This window comes from Rhodoferax aquaticus, from assembly GCF_006974105.1.
Lineage (GTDB): Bacteria > Pseudomonadota > Gammaproteobacteria > Burkholderiales > Burkholderiaceae_C > Allorhodoferax > Allorhodoferax aquaticus_A.
The window spans coordinates 1,423,876-1,445,406 of the sequence record NZ_CP036282.1 but is presented as its reverse complement, the minus strand read 5'-3'; the positions used below and the strand labels follow the sequence as shown (position 1 = coordinate 1,445,406).

General features: G+C 55.7%; 17 protein-coding genes. 10 read left to right on the top strand and 7 right to left on the bottom strand.

The annotated features are described in order from the left end of the window. Positions 1–161: 161 nt before the first annotated feature. Positions 162–1,289, bottom strand: a complete 1,128-nt coding sequence (gene queG / locus EXZ61_RS06785; RefSeq protein WP_237219114.1) for a tRNA epoxyqueuosine(34) reductase QueG — start codon at positions 1,287–1,289, stop codon at positions 162–164. Here queG and tsaE point away from each other — a divergent pair. Continuing rightward, positions 1,242–1,799: a tRNA (adenosine(37)-N6)-threonylcarbamoyltransferase complex ATPase subunit type 1 TsaE gene (gene tsaE / locus EXZ61_RS06780; RefSeq protein ID WP_142810286.1), complete on the top strand. Its 558-nt coding sequence runs from the start codon at positions 1,242–1,244 to the stop codon at positions 1,797–1,799. The genes queG and tsaE overlap by 48 nt on opposite strands. Beyond that, positions 1,796–3,172, top strand: coding sequence for an N-acetylmuramoyl-L-alanine amidase (locus tag EXZ61_RS06775; protein WP_237219113.1), 1,377 nt, complete (start codon positions 1,796–1,798; stop codon positions 3,170–3,172). The genes tsaE and EXZ61_RS06775 overlap by 4 nt, the downstream gene beginning before the upstream one ends. Before the next feature lie 135 nt (positions 3,173–3,307). Here the strand turns inward: EXZ61_RS06775 and EXZ61_RS06770 are convergent, their stop codons facing one another. The 3 genes from EXZ61_RS06770 to EXZ61_RS06760 form a co-directional block, all read right to left on the bottom strand. After that, positions 3,308–5,053, bottom strand: coding sequence for an STAS domain-containing protein (locus tag EXZ61_RS06770; RefSeq protein ID WP_142810284.1), 1,746 nt, complete (start codon positions 5,051–5,053; stop codon positions 3,308–3,310). Positions 5,054–5,158: 105 nt separating this feature from the next. Further along, entirely contained in the window at positions 5,159–5,701 is a 543-nt protein-coding gene (gene msrA, locus EXZ61_RS06765; RefSeq protein WP_142810281.1) for a peptide-methionine (S)-S-oxide reductase MsrA, read from the bottom strand. 35 nt (positions 5,702–5,736) lie between these two features. Continuing rightward, entirely contained in the window at positions 5,737–6,219 is a 483-nt protein-coding gene (locus EXZ61_RS06760) for an Lrp/AsnC family transcriptional regulator (RefSeq protein ID WP_178084840.1), read from the bottom strand. 141 nt (positions 6,220–6,360) lie between these two features. On the opposite strand from EXZ61_RS06760, the gene EXZ61_RS06755 reads away from it, so the two are divergent. The 7 genes from EXZ61_RS06755 to EXZ61_RS06725 all read left to right on the top strand — a co-directional run bounded on the left by EXZ61_RS06755 (position 6,361) and on the right by EXZ61_RS06725 (position 16,013). Then, positions 6,361–8,424 carry an aminotransferase class V-fold PLP-dependent enzyme gene (locus EXZ61_RS06755; RefSeq protein WP_142810276.1) on the top strand — a complete coding sequence of 688 codons (2,064 nt, stop codon included), beginning with the start codon at positions 6,361–6,363 and terminating at the stop codon, positions 8,422–8,424. Positions 8,425–8,565: 141 nt separating this feature from the next. Next, entirely contained in the window at positions 8,566–9,225 is a 660-nt protein-coding gene (locus EXZ61_RS06750) for a TetR/AcrR family transcriptional regulator (protein WP_142810273.1), read from the top strand. 43 nt (positions 9,226–9,268) lie between these two features. Continuing rightward, positions 9,269–10,402: an efflux RND transporter periplasmic adaptor subunit gene (locus EXZ61_RS06745; protein WP_142810271.1), complete on the top strand. Its 1,134-nt coding sequence runs from the start codon at positions 9,269–9,271 to the stop codon at positions 10,400–10,402. Between the two features lie 3 nt (positions 10,403–10,405). Then, positions 10,406–13,558 (top strand): efflux RND transporter permease subunit, encoded by a 3,153-nt coding sequence (locus tag EXZ61_RS06740; RefSeq protein WP_142810269.1) that lies wholly within the window; start codon positions 10,406–10,408, stop codon positions 13,556–13,558. Positions 13,559–13,599: 41 nt separating this feature from the next. Next, entirely contained in the window at positions 13,600–14,262 is a 663-nt protein-coding gene (locus EXZ61_RS06735; protein WP_142810267.1) for a protein-L-isoaspartate O-methyltransferase family protein, read from the top strand. 27 nt (positions 14,263–14,289) lie between these two features. Further along, entirely contained in the window at positions 14,290–14,631 is a 342-nt protein-coding gene (locus EXZ61_RS06730) for a rhodanese-like domain-containing protein (protein ID WP_142810265.1), read from the top strand. Positions 14,632–14,672: 41 nt separating this feature from the next. Further along, the gene (locus tag EXZ61_RS06725; RefSeq protein ID WP_142810263.1) at positions 14,673–16,013 is read left to right on the top strand and encodes a TolC family outer membrane protein; all 1,341 of its coding nucleotides are present in this window, start codon (positions 14,673–14,675) and stop codon (positions 16,011–16,013) included. Here EXZ61_RS06725 and EXZ61_RS06720 read toward each other — a convergent pair. From EXZ61_RS06720 to EXZ61_RS06710, 3 genes are read right to left on the bottom strand one after another with little or no spacing between them, the layout of a single operon-like run. After that, positions 16,002–17,357, bottom strand: a complete 1,356-nt coding sequence (locus EXZ61_RS06720) for a 3-deoxy-D-manno-octulosonic acid transferase (RefSeq protein WP_425353612.1) — start codon at positions 17,355–17,357, stop codon at positions 16,002–16,004. The two genes, EXZ61_RS06725 and EXZ61_RS06720, sit on opposite strands and share 12 nt — an antisense overlap. Beyond that, positions 17,348–18,385: a lipopolysaccharide heptosyltransferase I gene (gene waaC, locus EXZ61_RS06715; RefSeq protein WP_142810261.1), complete on the bottom strand. Its 1,038-nt coding sequence runs from the start codon at positions 18,383–18,385 to the stop codon at positions 17,348–17,350. Before waaC ends, EXZ61_RS06720 begins: the two co-directional genes overlap by 10 nt. 11 nt (positions 18,386–18,396) lie before the next feature. Further along, positions 18,397–19,779 carry a phosphomannomutase/phosphoglucomutase gene (locus tag EXZ61_RS06710; RefSeq protein ID WP_142810259.1) on the bottom strand — a complete coding sequence of 461 codons (1,383 nt, stop codon included), beginning with the start codon at positions 19,777–19,779 and terminating at the stop codon, positions 18,397–18,399. 133 nt (positions 19,780–19,912) lie between these two features. Here EXZ61_RS06710 and EXZ61_RS06705 point away from each other — a divergent pair, with 133 nt between their 5' ends. Beyond that, positions 19,913–21,493: a DNA-3-methyladenine glycosylase 2 family protein gene (locus tag EXZ61_RS06705; RefSeq protein ID WP_142810257.1), complete on the top strand. Its 1,581-nt coding sequence runs from the start codon at positions 19,913–19,915 to the stop codon at positions 21,491–21,493. Positions 21,494–21,531 lie beyond the last annotated feature (38 nt).

Sequence of the window (21,531 nt, the reverse complement as noted above, 5' to 3'; positions counted from 1 at the left end):
CACTGTGGCATGGCTTTGCGGCGCACCGCCAGATCCCCTTGGATGAAGCTACTAGCCAGTAGCAAAAAGTTCCGCTGCTCTAACTGCAGCAGGCGCTACATGCTTTTTTTGGGCAAATTTTTTAGCGTTAAGCGTGAGTCTTACAAGGGCTTTTTCTTTCGTTAAGTGCCAGCAGTAGTCGGGACACAGGCATCCCGCTGAGCCAAAGCCCATTGCACATGCTCCTGGACCAACGCACTCGAGTGGTGCAACCTGCGTCTCAGCGCTTCCTCCATGGCCCCCACGTGCACGGTTTCAGGCTGTGTTGAGAACGCGTTGCCCATAGCTACAGCCACATTGCGTAGCCATCGTTCGTGTCCTATCCTGCGGATAGGGCTTCCTTCCGTGTGCTTAAGAAACGTTGCTTCAGTCCAGTCCAAGAGGGTCGCCAAGCTTTGACCCGATAACCCGTCGCGCGCGTCAAAGTCAGGCAAGGTACTGCGCTGGGCATATTTATTCCAAGGGCAGACCAATTGGCAGTCGTCGCATCCATAGATATGGTTTCCCATCAGGGCACGCATATCGTGCGGAATTGGCCCCGCATGCTCAATGGTTAGGTAAGAAATACAGCGCCGCGCGTCGAGACGCCCTGGCCCCACAATAGCCTGAGTTGGGCAAATATCAATACAGGCGGTGCAACTACCGCAATGCTGCGTTACCGCATCGCTTTCAGGTAGCGCTATATCCACGTAGATTTCTCCCAAGAAAAACATGGAACCCGCGTTGCGATTTAAAAGCAAAGTGTGTTTACCACGCCACCCTTGGCCACTTCGACTGGCGAGCTCAACCTCCAGCACGGGTGCTGAGTCTGTAAACACACGGTAACCAAGGGGGCCCACATGTGCAGCAATGCGATCACACAGCTTTTGCAAGCGGGCACGCAACACCTTGTGGTAGTCCCTGCCACGGGCGTACAGAGACACCACTCCCTCGGACGGACGCGTGAGGGCATCTAACTCTTTGGAAACCCAGTCCGCGGCGGTAGCGCTTGGCAAGTAATCCATGCGCGCGGTAAGCACACTGACGGTACCCGGCACAAGCTCTGCGGGTCGGGCGCGCTTAAGTCCATGGTGTTCCATATAGGCCATATCACCATGAAAACCATGCTCCAGCCACGCAAGCAACCCTAGCTCTGCAGAAGAAAGGTTTACACCGGCCACGCCAATTTGGGAGAATCCCAATTCCCGGGCCCATGCCTGAATATGAGAAACCAATTGGTTGCCATCGAATTGAGTACTTTTGATCGTCACGCTCCCATTGTAGAAAGCACCGCTGCTCACGCTGAGCGCCCACTGTCTTGGGCCGATGAAGTTGCAACGCAACGCTTTGCCACTCGACTGGCAACAGCCCAGGCCATTGGTGATGCTTTCATTACCTTGCAAGGGAACTTAGGGGCAGGGAAGACCACTTTGGTGCGGCATTTACTGCAGGCTTTGGGCGTGCAAGGACGTATCAAAAGTCCGACCTACGCGGTAGTAGAAGCCTACACCCTGCCCCATTTGAACGCGTGGCACTTTGACTTCTATCGCTTCAGTGACCCGCGCGAATGGGAAGACGCTGGTTTTCGCGACATTTTTGCTGGCGCAGGCCTCAAACTAGTGGAATGGCCTGACAAGGCTGCAACGGTGCTGCCCCTGCAAGACCTCGACATCACGATTTCCAGCGATTTGGAGGGTGCACGCCACGTGCTCGTTAAGGCCTACACTGGACGCGGTAACTCTTTGCTGACAGCCTGCGTAGGAGATGAGGACATGGCGTGAAGCGGCGCACATTCATACAGACCGGGTCCATCGTACTCAGCCTAGGTTCGGCTCACATCGCCATGGGCGCGACGATTGTGACGGTCCGCGTCTGGCCTGCCCCCGAGTACTCCCGCGTAACTATCGAATCCGACGGCGCATTGATTGCCAGGCAACAGTTTGTTCCCAGTCCCCCTCGCCTTGCCGTTGATATTGAAGGCATTTCCCTCAACCCAGCACTCAAGGAGCTTGTGGCCAAAGTCAAGGCCGATGACCCCAATATTGCGGGGATTCGTGTGGGCCAGTTTGCCCCTAGTGTGGTGCGCTTGGTGGTAGATCTCAAACACCCCATTCGACCCCAGGTTTTTTCGTTGAGCCCGGTAGCTGCCTACCAGCATCGGCTCGTGTTTGATCTGTACCCGGTGCAGGAACTCGATCCACTAGAGGCGCTCATTGCAGAACGCTTAAGCGATAAAGCTGCGGCATCTGGTAACAGCCCCCCACTTGCGGACCCGTTGGATGAACTCATTGCCCAACACACGCAAAAGCCAGCCGCGAAACCCAACAACGCACCGGAAAAAGCAACACCCATTGCGACGCAAAAAGGCGCAGGTACCGCTGTGACTGCGGGCGCCGTTGGACAAGCAGAGAGCAAGCCTGAAACCTCTACAGAGCGCTTAATCATCATTGCCGTGGACCCAGGACATGGTGGCGAAGACCCTGGCGCCATAGGCCCAGGCGGTACCCGCGAAAAGGATGTGGTATTACGCTTGGCCCATTTGCTACGAGAACGCATCAATAACACCAGCGTCAACGGCAACGCGATGCGCGCTTACCTGACGCGGGATGCCGATTTTTTTGTACCTTTGCATGTACGCGTACAAAAGGCCAGACGCGTGCAAGCGGATCTTTTTGTGAGCTTGCACGCTGACGCTTTTTTCACCCCCCAACCCCAGGGGGCCAGCGTGTTTGCGCTCAGCCAAGGCGGTGCCTCTAGCAGTGCAGCACGTTGGATGGCCGCCAAGGAAAACAAAGCCGATCTGATCGGTGGCTTAAACGTCAAGGCCAAAGACGCTACGGTTCAACGCGCGTTGTTGGACATGAGCACCACCGCGCAAATCAACGACAGCCTGAAGCTTGGTCAGAGTCTGTTGGGAGCCATTGGCCGCGTAGGAAAACTACACAAAGCCAAGGTGGAGCAAGCCTCGTTTGCAGTGCTTAAAGCACCCGACATTCCCAGCGTGCTGGTAGAGGCCGCATTTATCAGCAACCCGACCGAAGAAGTAAAGCTCAACAGTGAGAAGTACCAAAACGACTTGGCAGACGCAATCATGCGTGGCATTGAGGCCTACTTCTCAAAGAACCCCCCTCTGGCCAGAAACCGCAGTGTCTAACAAGAGCAGTGCCTGAGGTAGAGCGACAAGCTTTCCCGCCCTGCCGCTCATCGATATTACGGATGCCGCTATAAAAAGAGTAGCATGGCAACAAACATTGTGGTCAACCCGCACAGACCGCCTGGCGATTTTTAGCTATTTGGTACGCACCGAGATTCGGGCGTGTGCATCTATGCCAATGACTCTAAAGAAGACAGCAACCAAACGCGACATATCAGAAAACTGCACCTCGCAGCCTTGGCTTTCACGCATAGCCACCCAATTCAAGATACTGCCAGCCGCGGAAAAGTCCACACGAACCAACCTAGCGCAAGATACGAGCACATATTGAGGCCCCAACATGCCACTACTTGAAGGATCTAAGAGGTCCATGGCATCACCTAACACTTCACCACTGAGCTCAACCCTTGCAGTGTCGCCCATGCCACTATCCGCGAACGACGAGGCGGGCGAATCTGAAAACAATGCGCTAGGCGCCCCGTAGGCAGTGGATTCAAACCCACCGTGGACGCTAGCTTGGACCTCCAGCGTGTCGTAGGAGCAAGTACAGCGTGGGTTTTTCCAGGAGGGTGGTGAGACCTCGTAAGTCACACAGTAGTCCAAGGCGGCCATATCAAACGCCTCTTGCTTGCGCAGAACACACAGCACGTCCATACGCAGGAGCCACCAGTCCATATCCACACTGCGCGCTTCAACCGGGGTGGCGATTTCCAACTGCTGCAGCAAGGCGTCAACACCCACAAACTGAAGCTCAACCACTTGCGCACACCAGTCCGAGAAGATGCTGCGCAAACTCGGCAGAGCGTCTGCTGCAATACGCTGCAATCCACCCCAATTCAATGGTTTGCTTGCTCCTTTGCCGGCCATGCTGAGCTGCAAATTCCGCATCCCGGCGGCGTCCAACACAGTAGGACAAATCCAAGCGGCGCCCCCAGTCACTGGGGTGACCGGTGATGTCTGAAACACCGAAGTCTTGCGATCCAGCAAGTCTGGAATGGAATACCACTCGGGTGCCGACAGGCCATAGCGCTGCGCGTACTCAATGGCGATCACGTCAAAGCTAGTTTCTTGCCCTGTCGCACGGTACATATCAAACAGTGCCAAGGCGCAACGCTGCGATGCTTCCGAACTTGCTGTAGGCGCCTGCATGAGCGATATCAGGGCGGTTTCTGCACCGGCATAGTCGCCCTCTGCAAATCGAATGGCTGCGTCTTGTAGGTCGGTATCCGAAGTACCGTCATCAAACTCCGTCGTCATCAGCTTGGAGCTTGAAAAATCACTAGGAGCCCCGTCGATATGTATGGGGTGTGCAACAGGGTCGGGTTTCACAGACGCGGGCAGAGGATCTACTGCCGGCCCAGAACTTGGCAAAAAAGCACTGCGTTCGGAAGCGTTAACCCTCCCTGACTGCACTTGCGCGGTAAGGCGTGGAGGCTCTGCAACTGCAATAGGGGTTGCATTGGCGGAAGCCGCGATTTCTAGCTTTCGAGCCGCCGCTGCCTGCGCTAGAGCAGGACTCATCTCTGCATGGTTCACCGATTGCGCAGATCGCACAGGGGCATTGCTGGACAATTTGTTTTTAGCCATCCAGTGGTCGTGCATATGCGCTTCAATGGCGTCAATTTTCTTGATCGTCATCGCCCGTTCATCTGGCTTGGAACCCACACTCGACTGAAAGACAGAAGGACGCCCCGCAACATGCGTGCTATTGGTTAAAGCATTGCCCCGTAACTTGCGCAAGTAGTTGAACTCGCGACGCCGAATTTGATCATCTTGCCGCTTACGGTCAATGCGCTGAGCGAGCGCCGCTCGGCTTTGCTCGCTGTTGCCTTGCATTTCAGAATCTGGCTGCGACAAGTTCTCTTTCTCAGGCTTTCGCATGAAGCCTACCAACTTTGACAGCATTCCAGCATTCGTATTGTTTGTCGCCATAAACCAGTCTAACCCTTAGAAACAGTAGCGCTCGCGAAGCAAGTCAAAGGCATATCAGGCTTTCTGAAGCCGCGCAAATGTCTTGCGGAACTTCGCCACCTTGGGTGCCGCCACTGCCATGCAATAACCTTGCCCGGGGTTGCGTTCAAAGAAGTCTTGGTGGTATTGCTCAGCTGCCCAGTAGTTTTCCAAAGGGACGACTTCAGTGACGATGGGCTGGCGGTACACCCCGCTATCTGCCATTTCAAGAATGACTTCTTGGGCTACTTTGGCTTGGTCTGCATGCGCGTAGTAAACACCGCTTCGATATTGGGTTCCAGTGTCATTGCCTTGCCGATTCAATGTCGTGGGATCATGGATAACGAAAAATATTTCCAAGATATCTTTCAAGGTAACCACTGCAGGGTCGAACACCAACTTGACGACTTCGTTATGCCCCGTGCGGCCGGTGCAAACTTGCTCGTAGCTGGGCTGTTGTACGTGCCCATTGCAGTAGCCGGACTCCACATCGAGCACCCCTTGCACCTGAACAAATACGGCCTCCGTGCACCAAAAGCATCCGCCGCCCAACGTAATGGTTTGCAAATTGTTTTGCATATTCATCTCCTCCCCACAGGTTAACAGGCGAATGTTTAACTTGGCTTGGTAAGTACCCCAACAAGCTCTAGGGGTAAAGCCGTAGTGCATTTAATTTCCTCCATCGAAAACGCAGAAGAAACTCCTGATAGCTGCGCCGATTTGATGAGCTTTTTGTAAAACCGGTCGTACCCATCAATGCTGGTAGTGACCACTTTGAGCAGATAGTCCACATCGCCACTCATGCGATGAAACTCCATCACCTCAGGCATGGCAGTGACTGCGGCAGCAAATCGCGCCAGCCATTGCTCATCGTGTTCGGCGGTCCTAATACTCACGAACACCGTGACCGGCAAACCCGCTCGGCTGCGATTGACAAGTGCCACTCGGCGCTCAATGAACCCGTCTTCTTCCAGCCGCTTCAAGCGCTTCCAACACGGTGTTGAAGACAAGCCCACCAGTTCACCCAGTTGCGCGATGGACAAGGTTCCGTCGCGCTGCAAACAGCTCAATATCTGGTTGTCGATCCTATCAAGCAAAAATATTCTCCATTTTTAATTATCTGTAGAAAAATTTTAATCAATTATGCCAATTGAGGGGATTGTTTGGCATAAGTTTCTCTAGGTGTGTTCTTAAACTCTGCAATAGCAAAACCAGTTCATCCATTGCCTGACCACACCATGACCCCATCGCAGCACGACATTTACTTGGATGGCAATGCCACCTCCCCTGTATTGCCAGCTGCCAGAGAAGCGGCGGTTGCAGCGATGGACACGTTATTTGGCAATCCCAGCAGTACCCATGGCACCGGAGTCCGCGCAAAAGCGCTGATGGATGGAGTACGCGCGTGCGCCCAGCGTGTTCTTGGGGTGGGCGAAGGGCAACTTGCTTTCATGAGTGGCGCCACTGAAGGCATTCAGACGGCCGTTTTGTCGGCGTTATGCGACATAAAAACCAAACAAGCGCGCGGCCTACCCACTGGGCGATTGTTGGTCTATGGCGCCACAGAGCACAAAGCGGTTCCAGAGAGCTTGACCCATTGGAATGAAATACTCGGACTCCATTTGGAATTACGGGCGCTGCCCGTTGATGGCAATGGCCGCCACGACTTGCTCCTACTGTCGCAGTGGCTTGCTGATACCGCCATGCTGTGCACGATGGCAGCCAACAACGAGACAGGCGTGGTGTCTGACATCCCGGGTATAGAACGTCTCTTGGTAGATAGCAACAGCAAGGCGCTATGGATGGTGGACTGCGTGCAGGCGCTAGGCAAGCTAGACCTTGCTTTGAGCCAAACCCGTATCGACTACGCCCCTTTTTCAGGCCACAAGCTCTATGCACCCAAGGGTATTGGCATGCTGTATGTACGCAGTTCGGCACCGTTTACCCCATTAATGAAAGGCGGCGGTCAAGAAGAAGGGCTGCGCGCTGGCACGGAAAACACGGTGGGCATTGCTGCCCTCGGAGCCGTACTCAATGCATTGGAAACGGGCCACACGTTTTGCACACATGCGCAATTGGTGCGATCACGCGACCGCTTGGCCGCGAGTTTGATTGAGGCATTCCCGGGTCTGGTGTTTAACACCCCCTTTGCCTACGCACTGCCAACAACATTGAATTTTTCCGTCCCCGGCCTTAGCAGCAAAGAACTGCTCGACTTGTTTGATGCGGCTCGGGTTCGGGTGAGTGCAGGCAGCGCTTGCTCTGCGGCCAAGTCCCAACCCAGCTACGTCTTGGAGGCCATGGGACTGCCTCAATGGAGAACCACGTCCGCCGTGCGCATGTCGTTCGGACCCATCGTTGAGGACGCATTTATTAACGAAGCCTGTCAGCGGATTGCGCACTGTGGCGCTATCGCCCAAAGCATGGGGCAATTGACACTAACAAACAACGCACAGGCTCCTCTGCAACTACTTCAGTTTCGGGCCGATGCTGCTTCCAGTTGGCTGCTACTCGATAACGCCCGGAAGCGCTGCATTGCTATAGCACTGCACGACGCCACACTCACCTCAATTTCCAACTGGCTGGCACGCCAAGCTTTTGTGTTGGAAGCCGTGCTCAGCACCGCCGCGGAAGATGCAAGGTGCGCACAAACCCTTCGCGCGCAAGCACAAACGAATGGGACACGACACGGTAGCGTTGAGCGTGAGTTTGCAGGTCATACCCTGACCTCGTTTGCTACGCCTGCCGGCTGGGCGTACTTTCTGACGCCGCAATCCGCCACGCTCGGAACAAGGTATCTATTCCTCAACGAAGGCCATGAACTCGCCCCCTTGTTGGGTAGCACTAATTTTCGGGAGGCCCAAGCAGATGCGCACCATGGGCCTACCACCGTGTGCCTATCACTAGATCCCGAATGCATATTCATTGCGGCCGCTTTTGCAGAAGAACATGCCCAAACTCCAGCTTTGGCTAGCACTACCCAAGACAGTGCCACCTTGTTGGGCACTGAAGTCTCTGCTTTCTTAAAAGCCAACCCACGAGCCCAGCTAGTGGACGTCCGAGAGAGTTTTGAGTTTGCTGCCAGTGAACGCGTCGATGGAAATTCCTTGGGTGCCATCAACGTCCCGCTGAGTCAATTAACGGGCTATGCCCACCATTGGCTAGAAGACACCGGCGCACCACTGGTTTTTGTCTGCCGTGGAGGCAACCGCAGCGCCAAAGCTTTGGAAACGCTGCAACGCATGGGCCATCCCTGCGTTATGCACATCCCCGGTGGAGTGACGTTGGGTCAGATCAGCTAGCGCACACGCCCTCGGTGTATTGACTCACCAAGTCAAGTAACTGACACGATAACTTTACACAATGGACATGGGAAGTGCGGGGCATCGCCTTGACACCCAAGAGCTGAGCGGTTAAATTACTAACCAATCAGTCATTAACTCATGTCAAAGCCCACCCTTCTCTGCGAAATCGTTGCCAGTGTGCAAGCCAAGCGCGAACGCCGCAAGGAAGCCCGGCCCAGTGAATTGCTGGCGGCCGCCCTGGAATTGTTTGTCGAGAAAGGGTTTGCAGGAACCCGTGCTGAGGAAATTGCCAAACGGGCTGGTGTTTCAAAAGGAACTTTGTTTCTCTACTTTGGAAGCAAAGACGAGCTATTCAAAGCGGTAGTTCGAGAGAACATCTCCGGCCGCTTTCCTGAGTGGCACGCCAAACTAGACTCATTTGAAGGCAGCACCGCCGAGCTGGTTCAGCTATTTATGCGCCAATGGTGGTCCGACGTGGGGGCAACACCCATCTCCGCCATTTGTAAACTCATGATGAGTGAAGCCAGCAACTTTCCTGAGTTAGCGTCGTTTTACCAACAAGAAGTTATCACCCCCGCCTCGGTCCTTGTAACCCGTATCTTGGAGCGCGGCATTGCGCGCAAAGAGGTGAAACCCATCAACATGAAGTACGGTGTGTACACCATGCTGGCGCCTATGCTGTTCTTGGCAACGTGGCGTCATTCCTTTGGAACCTGTTGTGAACCAAGCGAACAGTTAGACCCCGAAGAGTACATTGCCACTATTTCTGAAACCGTCTTGTTTGGCCTGAGCCGTTAAGACTCCTCCGCCAAATCACCCAAGTCACTTGAAACATTACAAGATGAAACGCTGGATCAAATGGATAGTTGTGGCTATTGTCGTGGCTGTGTTGGCCGCTTCGATCGGTCGTTTAATGGCTGCCCGCAAAGAAAAGCAGCAGGCGCTTCAGGCCCAGCAAGACGCTCAAAAGGTGCAAACCAAGGTCAAACTCGTTGCTAACGATGTATTTGCCGCACAACAGCTGGATATGGTCCAAACCTTGGCAATCTCAGGCCCACTCAAAGCTGCAAACTCAGCCTTTGTCAAAGCCCGTGTCGCCGGCGAGCTGCAGGCCTTCACCGTCCGCGAGGGTGACTATGTGAAAGCGGGACAAGTCATAGGGCGTATTGACGCCACTGAAGTCCAAGCGCGGCTGCGACAAGCACAACAACAAGCAGAGTCAGCTAAAGGCCAAGTCGACATTGCAAAACGAAGTTTTGAAAACAACCGTTCTTTGGTAGAACAAGGCTTTATCTCCAAAACTGCCTTGGACACATCCATGGCCGCTTTGGCAAGTGCCGAAGCCAGCTACCGGGCAGCCCAGGCTGGCACCGATGTCATTGCCAAATCATTAGAAGACACCATTTTGCGAGCCCCAATTTCAGGGCAAGTGTCTCAACGCCTTGCCCAATCGGGAGAGCGTGTAGCCATTGACGTTCGCATTGCTGAAATTGTGGACCTCAGCCAAATGGAGATGGAAGCCAGCCTGAGCCCAGCGGAATCCGTAGGTGTGCAGGTCGGTCAGAACGCAAGCCTGACCGTAGAGGGCGTGGTTCAGCCAATGGAGGCCAAGGTGGCACGTGTTAACCCAGCTGCATTAGCAGGCAGTCGCGCCGTACTCGTCTACCTCACCGTTTCGCCACAAGCCGGCCTGCGCCAAGGCTTGTTTGCGCAAGGGAACCTGCAAACAGCCAGCAGTCGAGTATTGGCGGTGCCACTCTCAGCAGTTCGTACCGACAAACCTCAACCCTACGTTCAGGTCATCGCCCAAGACAAAGTAAGCCATCAAACCGTGCAGGTGGGTTTGCGTGGACGCAGCGGTGATCAAACGGTGGTAGCCATCCAAGGCATTCAAGAAAACGCATTAATTCTGAACGGCACAGTTGGCAAGTTACGCGAAGGCACCTTGGTAGAAATGCCACAAGGTTCGAAGTAAGCCATGTGGTTCACTCGCGTCAGTCTTCAAAACCCAGTGTTTGCCACCATGGTCATGCTGGCCTTGGTGGTATTGGGCCTGTTCTCGGTGCAACGCCTTCAGGTTGACCAATTCCCTAACATCGACTTTCCTGTGGTGGTGGTCATTGCCGACTACCCTGGTGCCTCGCCCGAAATTGTAGAGAGCGAAGTTTCTAAAAAGATCGAAGAAGGTGTCAACTCGATCGCAGGTATCAATGCACTTACTTCGCGCAGCTATGAAGGTCAGGCAGTCGTAGTCATTGAATTTGGCCTGCACATTGACGGTCGCAAGGCGGCCGACGACGTGCGTGAAAAAGTTGCGTCGATCAAACCGAACCTGCGCTCAGAGGTCAAAGAACCTCGCGTTTTGCGCTTTGACCCTTCGGCCCGTGCCATATGGTCCGTAGCGGTGCTACCTGACAACAGCAACCCGACTGCCAAAGCACCCAATGCCGTAGAGCTCACGAACTGGGCTGAGCAAAGCTTTAAGAAGCGTTTGGAAAACGTGCGAGGCGTGGGCTCTGTCACGGTGGTCGGTGGCACCAAACGCGAAATCAATGTTTACCTCAATCCACTGACACTGGAGTCCTTCGGCATCACCCCTGAGCAGGTGGTAGCCGCAGTCCGCAACGAAAACCAAGATCTCCCGGTCGGCAACATCCGATCACTTGAGCAGGAGCGGGTCATTCAAATTCAGGCCCGCATGCAGCGTCCTGAAGATTTTGGCAAGATCATCGTGGCGCGTAAGAACGGTGCGCCGGTGCGCTTAGAGCAGGTAGCACGGGTGGCCGATGGCGCCCAAGAGCTTGAAACTTTGGCACTTTACAACGGACAGCGCACGCTACTACTCAATGTGCAAAAGTCCCAAGACGAAAACACCATCGCGGTGGTGGACGGCCTGCAAAAAACACTGTCCGAACTGAAGAATCAGCTCCCTCCCGGCGTGCGTTTGGAGCAGATCACCGATGGCTCCCGGCAGATTCGCGTCTCCGTCGATAACGTGCGCAAAACGCTGATTGAGGGTGCACTGCTCACCGTCTTGATTGTGTTTTTGTTCTTGAACTCATGGCGCTCCACGGTCATCACGGGCCTGACCCTTCCGATTGCGTTGATCGGCACCTTCTTTTTCATGTACCTCTTTGGCTTCACGATCAACCTCATCACCATGATGGCCTTGAGCTTGTGTGTAGGCCTCTTGATTGATGACGCCATCGTGGTGCGAGAAAACATCGTGCGCCATGTGCAAATGGGCAAGAATGTCTACCAAGCGTCCTTGGAAGGCACGCAAGAGATTGGTCTTGCCGTGCTGGCCACCACCATGTCTATCGTGGCGGTGTTTCTACCCATTGGGTTTATGGGCGGGATCATCGGCAAGTTTTTCCACGAGTTTGGCATCACCATTGTGGCAGCGGTGTTAATCTCCATGTTTGTCAGCTTTACGCTCGACCCCATGCTCTCCAGTGTGTGGCACGACCCCAGCATCGAAAGCCACGGACGCAAAGGCCCCCCGGTCACTTGGTACGATAAATCGATCGGCAGAGTTACAGGGTGGTTTGACCGAACGACTGACGCGTTGGCGGACACCTACCAAACCTTGTTGCGCTGGTCTTTGGCGCACAAGCTGACCACGGTCATGTTGGCCGTAGGCGTTTTTGTTGGTAGCGTGTTAATGGTTCCTTTGCTGGGCACGGAGTTTGTGCCGAAGTCGGATTTTTCCGAAACATCGCTAAGCTTCAACACCCCCGTTGGGTCCTCGATAGAAGTCACCGAAGCCAAAACGCGGCAAGTAGAAGCCATCATCCGCGAATTCCCCGAAGTGCGTTACACGCTGTCCACGCTCAATACGGGCAACGCACAAGGAAAAATATATGCCAGTATTTACATTCGATTAGTAGACCGCAAAGACCGCACGCTCAGCGTTGACGCCATGTCCGTTCGCCTGCGTGAGCGCTTGCGCAGCGTGCCAGGCATCACGGTCACCCACGTAGGCCTGTTGGATGCGGTTGGCGGACAAAAGCAAATCCTGTTCTCAATCCAAGGCCCAGACACCCGTGAGTTAGAGCGCCTGACTGCGCTTGCCTTGGACAAAGTGCGTGATGTGCCTGGACTGGTGGACTTGGATTCAAGCGTAAAGCCCAACAAACCCACTTTGGACGTACAGATCAAGCGCGATGTGGCGTCGGATCTGGGCTTGGGCGTGACCCAAATTGGCAACAGCTTGCGGACCCTGGTGGCAGGGCAAACGGTAGGTAATTGGCGTGCGCCTGATGACCAAACGTATGACGTTAACGTGCGCTTAGCACCTACCGCCCGAATGCAAGCCAGCGACTTAGAACACTTGCCATTTACCGTGGGCACCAATGCAGATGGAAGCTCGCGCACAGTGCGTTTAAACCAGCTAGCAACGGTGACTGAATCTACGGGCCCCAACCAAATCAATCGCCGTGACCTGACCCGTGAAGTCTCCATCAGCGGCAACGTATCGGGTCGATCTGCGGGTGAAGTGTCAGCCGACATCAAAGTGGCAATGGACAGTATTCAACTGCCTCCCGGGTACAGCTACAAGTTCAGTGGTTCCACCAAAGACATGGCAGAAGCTTTCTCCTACGCGATCTCTGCACTCGTCTTGGCCATCATTTTCATTTACATGATTTTGGCGAGCCAATTCAAAAGCTTTTTGCAACCTCTGGCACTCATGACGGCGCTCCCACTGACCTTGATTGGCGTAGTACTGGCGCTGCTGGCGTTCAACTCCACGCTGTCGATGTTTTCGGTCATCGGCGTGGTGATGCTCATGGGCTTGGTGACCAAAAACGCCATTTTGTTGGTGGACTTTGCCATTCGGGCCCGTGAAGAAGGCATGGAACGTAGCGAGGCCTTGCTGATGGCGGCCAAAGTCCGTTTGCGCCCGATTCTCATGACCACATTAGCGATGGTGTTTGGCATGGTGCCCTTGGCCTTGGCCTTGTCTGAAGGCTCAGAGACGCGTGCCCCCATGGGCCAAGCGGTGATCGGGGGGGTGATCACTTCATCCTTACTCACCCTGGTCGTAGTTCCCGTGGTGTATTGCTATATGGACGATTTGGCGCAATGGTTCAAGCGACTATTCGGCGTATCGCCAAGCACTGCCAAGTAAAATTGAAGGCAATCCCTCCACCTTACTCCGAAGCAAATAACATGAACCTCACCGACATAGCGCACAGCCGTTTCAACATGATCGAACAACAGATTCGTCCATGGAATGTGTTGGACGCAGACATCTTGGAACTGTTGTCCGTAGTTAAACGCGAAGACTTTGCTCCCGCGGCCCACCGGGACTTGGCGTTCGCCGATATCGAATTGCCTTTACCGGCCGGCCAATGCATGCTGAACCCCAAAGTGGAGGCCCGCATGCTGCAAGATCTGAAAGTGCAAGCCCACGAAACGGTGCTCGAAGTCGGCAGTGGCTCTGGCTACATGGCGGCCTTGCTTGCACACCGCGCACAGCATGTACTGTCGCTAGAAATCATCCCCGAACTGGCGGATATGGCGCGCGCCAACGTCCAAAAGGCGGGCCTCACCCAAGTAGAAGTACGTTGCGCGGATGGATCCCACGGCGCAGCAACCGACGGCCCATTTGACGTGATTGTGTTGAGTGGATCGGTCGGTGAAGTGCCGCAGGCGTTGTTATCGCAACTCAAAGTAGGTGGTCGCTTCATGGCCATTGTGGGCGATGAGCCCATCATGCGCGCCCATTTGGTGACACGCAAAGATGCAACGAACTTCACCACGACAGAGCCTTGGGACATCTGCGCCCCCCGTTTGGTTAACTTTGCAGAGCCATCGCGCTTTACGTTCTGATATCAACCTCTTGACTGTGACATTTGCATGATTGCCCAAGTCCGCCCTCACGCCATTGCTTCCTGGCTCTTGTCTGCACGTGCCCAAGGCGAGCCTTACGTGCTAGATGTGCGCGAGCCTCATGAACTTGCCGTAGCCAGCGTTAAAGCGGACGGTTTTGCGCTCATCACCATTCCTATGGGCAGCATTCCTGCAAGACTCTCTGAACTCGACCCCACACGGCCTGTCGCATGCCTGTGCCACCACGGCATGCGCAGCATGCAAGTCGCCTCATTTTTAGAACGTAATGGCTTTGATGTGGTGGTCAATATTGCGGGGGGCATTGACGCTTGGTCTGCCGAGGTTGACCCCAGCATTGCGCGCTACTAGGTCATTCGTCTTACTTGCCCCACTTACCTTTGAGAGTTCCCATGTCACGCTCCACTGCCCATACTCGTCGCTCCTTGCTCCCTTTGCTTGCCGCTATGGCCGCCGGCTTGTCCATGACGGTTCACGCCCAAAGTTTGACGGAGCTGCATGAAGCTGCGCGTAGCTACGACGCAAGTTATCAATCCGCCAAGTCGCAGTACGAAGCAAGTGTGGCAAAGGGCGACCAAGCCAAATCCTTGGTGCTGCCTACCGTCCTACTGACTTTAGGTGCAGAACGTTCTAGCCAAGAAGTTCCCACGCCACAACGCAGTTACGGCAATCAAAATGCTACGTTGACTGCATCGCAGCCCTTGTATTCACCCGGCAACTGGGCCAGCTTTGAGCAGGGCAAGAAAGCCGTGCAAGCAGCTGAGGCAGCACTGCGCGCCGCGGAGCAAACGCTGATGATCAACATCAGCCAAGCCTACTTTGATGTTTTAGCCTCCTCTGACAGCCTGGCATTCGTCAAGAGCCAAAAGGTTGCTGTGGCTGAACAGTTGGCTTCTGCGAAACGTAACTTCGAAGTCGGCACCTCGACCATTACCGATACCCGCGAAGCCCAGGCGCGCTTCGATTTGGTAACCGCCCAAGAACTCGCTGCGGAGAACGACCTGCAGGTCAAAAGCATCGCTCTGAACCAGCTTACCGGCTTAAGCAACGCGAAGCCCAAACCTGTGAGTACACCCATAGCGTTGGCCACTTTGACGCCCGCGGATGTGAACGAGTGGGTGAGTCAGTCCCTAGACAAGCATCCCACCATCAAACAATTACAAACCGCATTGGAAGTCGCAAAGCTCGAAACGAACAAGGCCCAAGCCGGGCACAAGCCTACGGTGGACCTCAAAGCCAGCTACAGGTCGGTCAACAACAATGGAGTTGCTTCTGGTAGTAATCCCAATGCAGACACGGTCAGTAACACCGCTTCGCTGGGCGTGACACTGACTCTGCCTTTGTTTACTGGCTTTTCCACGCAAAACAAGATCCGCGAAACCCTGGCCTTGGAAGACAAGGCACGCACAGACCTAGAGGCAGCCACGCGCACCATCGCCCAAACTACGCGCACCGCGTACTTTGGCGTGTTGTCGGGGCTAGGCCAGGTCAAGGCGCTAGAGGCGGCTGAGGCGTCGAGCCAAAGTGCCTTGGATGCCAATAAGCTGGGCTACCAAGTGGGTGTGCGGATCAATATTGATGTGCTCAACTCGCAGAGCCAATTGTTTGACACCAAAGCCAAGCTTGCCAAAGCCCGTTACGACGTTCTTTTGGGTGGGCTCAAATTGCGCCAAGCCAATGGCACTCTCAGCGTAGCCGACCTGCAAGAGGTCACCAGTCAGCTAGTGAAGTAAGCGTGCGCTAAGTGCGTTGGCCGTGCGCGCAGCAGCGCCTTGGTGCGCATGGCACAAAGCCAGCGCAGCTTGGGTGCTCTGCTCCAAACGGTCTGCGTGGTGCAACAAGTCGCTTGCTAGGTGAACGGCGTCTTGCAGGTGCTCAGCGCGAAACGCGCTACCCGCGGCCAGCGATACCTCTGCTGCCTCCGCAAAGTTAAAGGTATGCGGCCCCATCACCACAGGGCAGCCGCAGGCCGCAGCTTCAATCAAATTCTGCCCCCCTAAGGGTGCAAAACTCCCCCCCAGCAAAGCAACCTGGGCCAAGCCGAAGTACAAGGCCATCTCACCTACCGAGTCACCGATCCACACGTCTGCTTCTGCCGGCGCCTGGGTCCATGTGCTGCGCCGCGATACACGCAGACCCGCAGCTTCAAACAACTGCGCCACCGCTTCAAAACGCTGCGGGTGCCGGGGGACGATCAGCAACTGAACCCCCAAGCATGCTATCTTTTTAATAGCCAAATGCGCTTTATCCATCGGCGTATTTGACACATTTTCCTCCAAAACACTCAAGAGCATTTGCTCTTCGCCCTCGCGCGAACTTGCGAACATGAGCACAGGCTTATGGCCCAGACGCCAAGTGCGACCGCGTGCCAACTGCGTGGCATCGGGGGTGGCATCGTACTTAAAGTTCCCTTCCACGGCCTGCACTGCAGCACCTAGCGAGGCCAGCCTTTGCGCATCGTCCGCGGACTGTGCCCAGACTCCGGCCAGTGCAGCGTAGGCGGGCCGTGCCAGCCAGGCAAATCGCAGGGCTTGGCTGTACGACTTTTCATTGAGCCGGGCATTCACCAAGTAGAGGGGAACGTTCGCTTGGGCGCAAGCAGCAATGAGGTTGGGCCAGACCTCGGTTTCCATCAACACCCCCATTTGGGGCTGAAAGTTCGCCAGAAAACGGGCTACGGCCTTCGGACTGTCCCACGGTTGCCAAACCTGCCTATCCCCTTCTTGCAGCAAGCTCTGGCCTTGTGCTAACCCTGTCGCTGTGCCGTGCGTCAACAAAAGGCGCATGCCGGGAATGCGCTCACGCAACTGCCCAACCAGAACCGCTGCCGCCCGTGTTTCCCCAAGAGACACGGCGTGTACCCACACGTAGGCACTCCCGCTTGCCGAGGGACTTGAGTCGATGGGATCTGCGTAATAGCCCCAACGCTGCGCGATGTTCCTCCCGTACAGGGGCTCGGCCAAGGCGCGCTTGCTCAGTTTGCGCGCCAACAAGGGCTGCGCTGCCGACATCACAAGGCCGTAGGCCCACAGCGTGACGCGCTCTGCCCAGCTAGCAGCGTAGCGCGTCATTGGCATAAGACGGGCGTGCCCAAGCTTTCCCACGCGGCCCAGACGGTTTCTACATCAGGGTGTGGAGCTGCAAACACGCTGAGCTGGCGACTGCTTTGGGGGCCGGTGCGCCACGCCGTATCAAAGTTGTAAATCTGCACATGGGCAAGGTTCAATGCCACGGCCACATGGCTTAAGCCGCTGTCCACCCCAATCACACCCGCGCAGTGGGCCATGGTGTCCACCAAGCTGTCCAAGGGCATGAGGGGCCACATCCACGTGTGTTCGAGTTGCGCGGCAATCAACTCACTGGTCTTGCGCTCAGCCACAGACCCGTGCGCCAATGCGACCGTAAAGCCCGCGTGGTTCAAACGTTGCCCTACGGCCACCCAGGCGTCCAGAGGCCACGCCTTATCGGCTCTGGATGTGCCATGCACGAGGGCCACCGTCGGCATTCTTGGCGCAAAAGCATTGTGCTTGTTGACCGACAAAGGTGCCAATGCAGGCAGTGACACCGGCGGCAAAGCGGCTTGTACACCTGGCTTTAGACCACACAACGGTGGGCCTTCCACTGCGTAGCCCAGGGCCTCTGCACACAGCAGCCGCGCACGTTGTACCGCATGCACATGCGGCTCTAGCGTGATGGCTGTATGCGCCACCCAGCGCGCCGGCGCTTCATACCCAGAACCTTCCGTTTGATTGGCCAAGCCATAGCGCTTGCCATGGGGGGCCAAGCGCGCCAACCATGCCACCAAGGCAGACTTGGTCAAGCCTTGCAAATCAATGACGGCGTCGTACTGCTCTTGCTGAAGATCAGCTTTGAAAGCGCGCCATTCTTGGCGGGTCTGCGCGCTCCACAGGGCCTTGCGCCAGCGCCTGAGGTCGCAAGGGACGATGCGACGCACCCCTTCACAGCGACTCACCAAGGGCGCAAAGGCACGTTCAACCACCCAGTCTACGGTGACTCCCGGCAAAGCGCGACGCAAGTCTTGTACCGCTGGCATGGCGTGCACCACATCGCCGAGCGATGACAGCTTGACAATCAAAACCTTCACGCCGGCTCGCCTCAATGCGCTGCTTGCTCAATATGGGCGTCTGGTTTGACCGAATGCAGCAAACCCAACATTGCGGCTTGAATGCGGTCCAGCGCTGCTTGGGTGTGCCCCTCAAAACGCAGCACGAGGACTGGAGTGGTGTTGGACGCGCGCACCAAGCCAAAGCCATCGGGCCAATCAACGCGCAAACCGTCGATGGTGTTGAGTACTGCAGGCGCTTCGAATGCCACTTTAGCCACCAACTGGGCCACCAAGGCGTGGGGCTCACCTTCCGCACATGGCACATTCAACTCTGGCGTGGAAAAGCTAGTGGGCAAAGCATTCAACACCGCACTAGCGTTTGCGGCCTTGCTCACAATTTCCAACAAACGGCAACCCGCGTAGGTGCCATCGTCAAAGCCATACCAACGCTCTTTGAAGAATATGTGGCCACTCATTTCCCCGCCTAAGGGGGAGTCAATTTCGCGCATCTTCGCTTTGATCAGTGAGTGTCCGGTTTTGTACATCATGGGCACGCCACCGGCCGCTTCAATGGCAGGTGCCAAACGCTGAGAACACTTCACGTCAAAAATAATAGTGCCACCAGGCACGCGTGACAACACGTCTTGCGCAAACAACATCATTTGTCGGTCGGGGTAAATGGTGGCGCCGTCTTTCGTGACAATCCCAAGGCGGTCACCGTCACCGTCAAAAGCCAGGCCCAGTTCTGCGTCGCCCGCCTGCAAGGCGGCCACGAGATCCCGCAGGTTTTCGGGTTTGCTGGGGTCTGGATGGTGATTGGGGAAGTTGCCATCAACATCACTAAACAGCTCTTGCACTTCACACCCGATGGCGCGAAGAATGTCAGGGGCTGACGCTCCTGCAATCCCATTGCCAGAGTCCACCACGATCTTGATAGGGCGGTCAAGTTTGATGTCGCCCACAATGCGTGCGGTGTACGCGGGGAGCACATTGACCATTTGACGGGGACCAGAGGGCTGCAGCTTCCAGCTCTCTTTTTCCATGGTGGTGCGCAGATTTTGAATCTCTTGGCCATAGATAGCCCGTCCACCCAGCACCATTTTGAAGCCGTTGTAGTCCCGAGGGTTATGGCTTCCGGTTACTTGAATGCCACTTTCGCACAAGGTATTGGCCGCGAAGTACAGCATGGGAGTCGTCACCATACCAACATCAATCACAGAAACACCAGCCTCCTCCAAACCACGCATCAAAGCCTCTGCCAGCATGGGACCACTCAAGCGACCGTCACGGCCGACGGCCACGGTAGTTTGTCCTTCTGCTCTGGCCATGGTGCCAAACGCGCGTCCCAAGCCTAAGGCGATCTCTTCGGTCACCGTGGTGGGCACGACGCCCCGGATGTCATACGCTTTGAATATCGATGGTGCAATTTTCATGAGGTCCCTTTGGTTTGTTAGCCATGCCCAAGAGCAGTCCGCACGGCATGTTGGCAATTGTAGGCGGCACGCAATCGGATTCGCATGTCCGAAATTGGCTAGTTTTATGGGACTCACTGCGTATCATCACGCCATGACCAACTTGCACGGTACTCCAGACCATGATGCACGCTACCTCGCTGTGCAAACGAAGGATGCACGCTTTGATGGCAGGTTTTTTACTGCGGTAACGACCACCGGCATCTACTGCCGCCCCGTGTGCAGAGTGCGCGCGCCCAAGCAGGAAAATTGCCGCTTTTTTGATCTGGCTGCCCAAGCAGAGTCCGCCGGGTTTAGGCCCTGTTTGCGCTGTCGCCCAGAACTATCTCCTTCCGCCAGTCCCATGTCCATGGCACCTTGGTCGGTGCAAGATGCCAGCAGTATCTTGGCGCGTCAGGCCGCCTTATTGCTCGATACGGCGCTGAGCAATGGTGAGGAAGTGCTCTCCATCGGCCATCTATCGCTCCGTTTAGGGGTGAGTGAAAGACACCTGCGGCGCATTTTCGAAGCGCAATGGGGTGTATCACCTTTGCAATACTTGCAAACCCGGCGGCTACTCAACGCGAAACAGTTACTGACCGATACCCCCCTACCCATTGCACAGGTGGCGTTGCTCAGCGGCTTCGCGAGTGTGCGTAGCTTTAATACAGCTTTTTCTGCGCATTACCGCATGGAACCACGCTCACTGCGTAAACACAGCGGAGTGCCTGCCACGGCCTTGAGTCCCCAAAAGCCAGTAAAGCCAAATCGCCACGCTCTTCTTGATGGGGAGGCACCAGCTTTGCAGTTGCGCGCCTGTTATCGCCCCCCTTATGACGTGGGCGCCATACTCCAGTTTTTTGCCACCCGAAGCATTGCTGGGCTGGAGGTAGTTGATGTTGCGCGGCGCAGCTATGCGCGCACTCTCCAAGTTCAGCATGGGAGCACCCACTTCACGGGCTGGGTGAGCGCCATGTTTGCACTTGAACGGTGCAGCGTAGAGTTCCAGATCAGCCAATCGTTGGCGCCGGTGCTGCCGGCGGTTTTGCAACTCCTCAAAGGCCTGTTTGACCTAGATGCTGATCCCCAGCCCATTCATGACGCCGTGGGCGTGCAGTTTCCTCTGGGTGCGGGGTTGCGCGTACCTGGAACGGTTGACGGCTTCGAACTGGGGGTGCGCGCCATATTGGGTCAGCAGATCACGGTTGCCGCCGCACGCACCTTAATTGAACGGCTCACCAATCGCTTTGGAGAAGCTATCAGTACTCCACACGTGGGACTGAACCGCTTATTTCCTACAGCGCACGTGTTGGCACACGCCGACGGTGGCGCGCTCGGTGAACTGGGTATCGTGCGTCAACGCCAGACAGCGATTCTTGGTTTGGCACAAGCTGTTAGCGACAACCGGCTCCAGCTTCGCGCTGGCGCTGACGTATCCAGCACCATGGCCCAACTGGAGGCTTTGCCGGGCATAGGCCCGTGGACCGCCAACTACATTGCCATGCGAGCGCTTCGTTGGCCTGACGCGTTTCCCGCTGGTGACGTCGCCCTGCAATCGTCGCTTGGTGTGCGGCAAGTCAAGAATCCTGCGGTTGCAGCCGAATTGGCTTCGCAGAAGTGGCGGCCATGGCGCAGCTACGCAGTCGTGCGGGCGTGGGCAGCGCTGGGCAACAGCACTGTGGAGCGCACGCTATGACATCGCTTGCTATGCAACGCATAGCATCCTGCGCAATT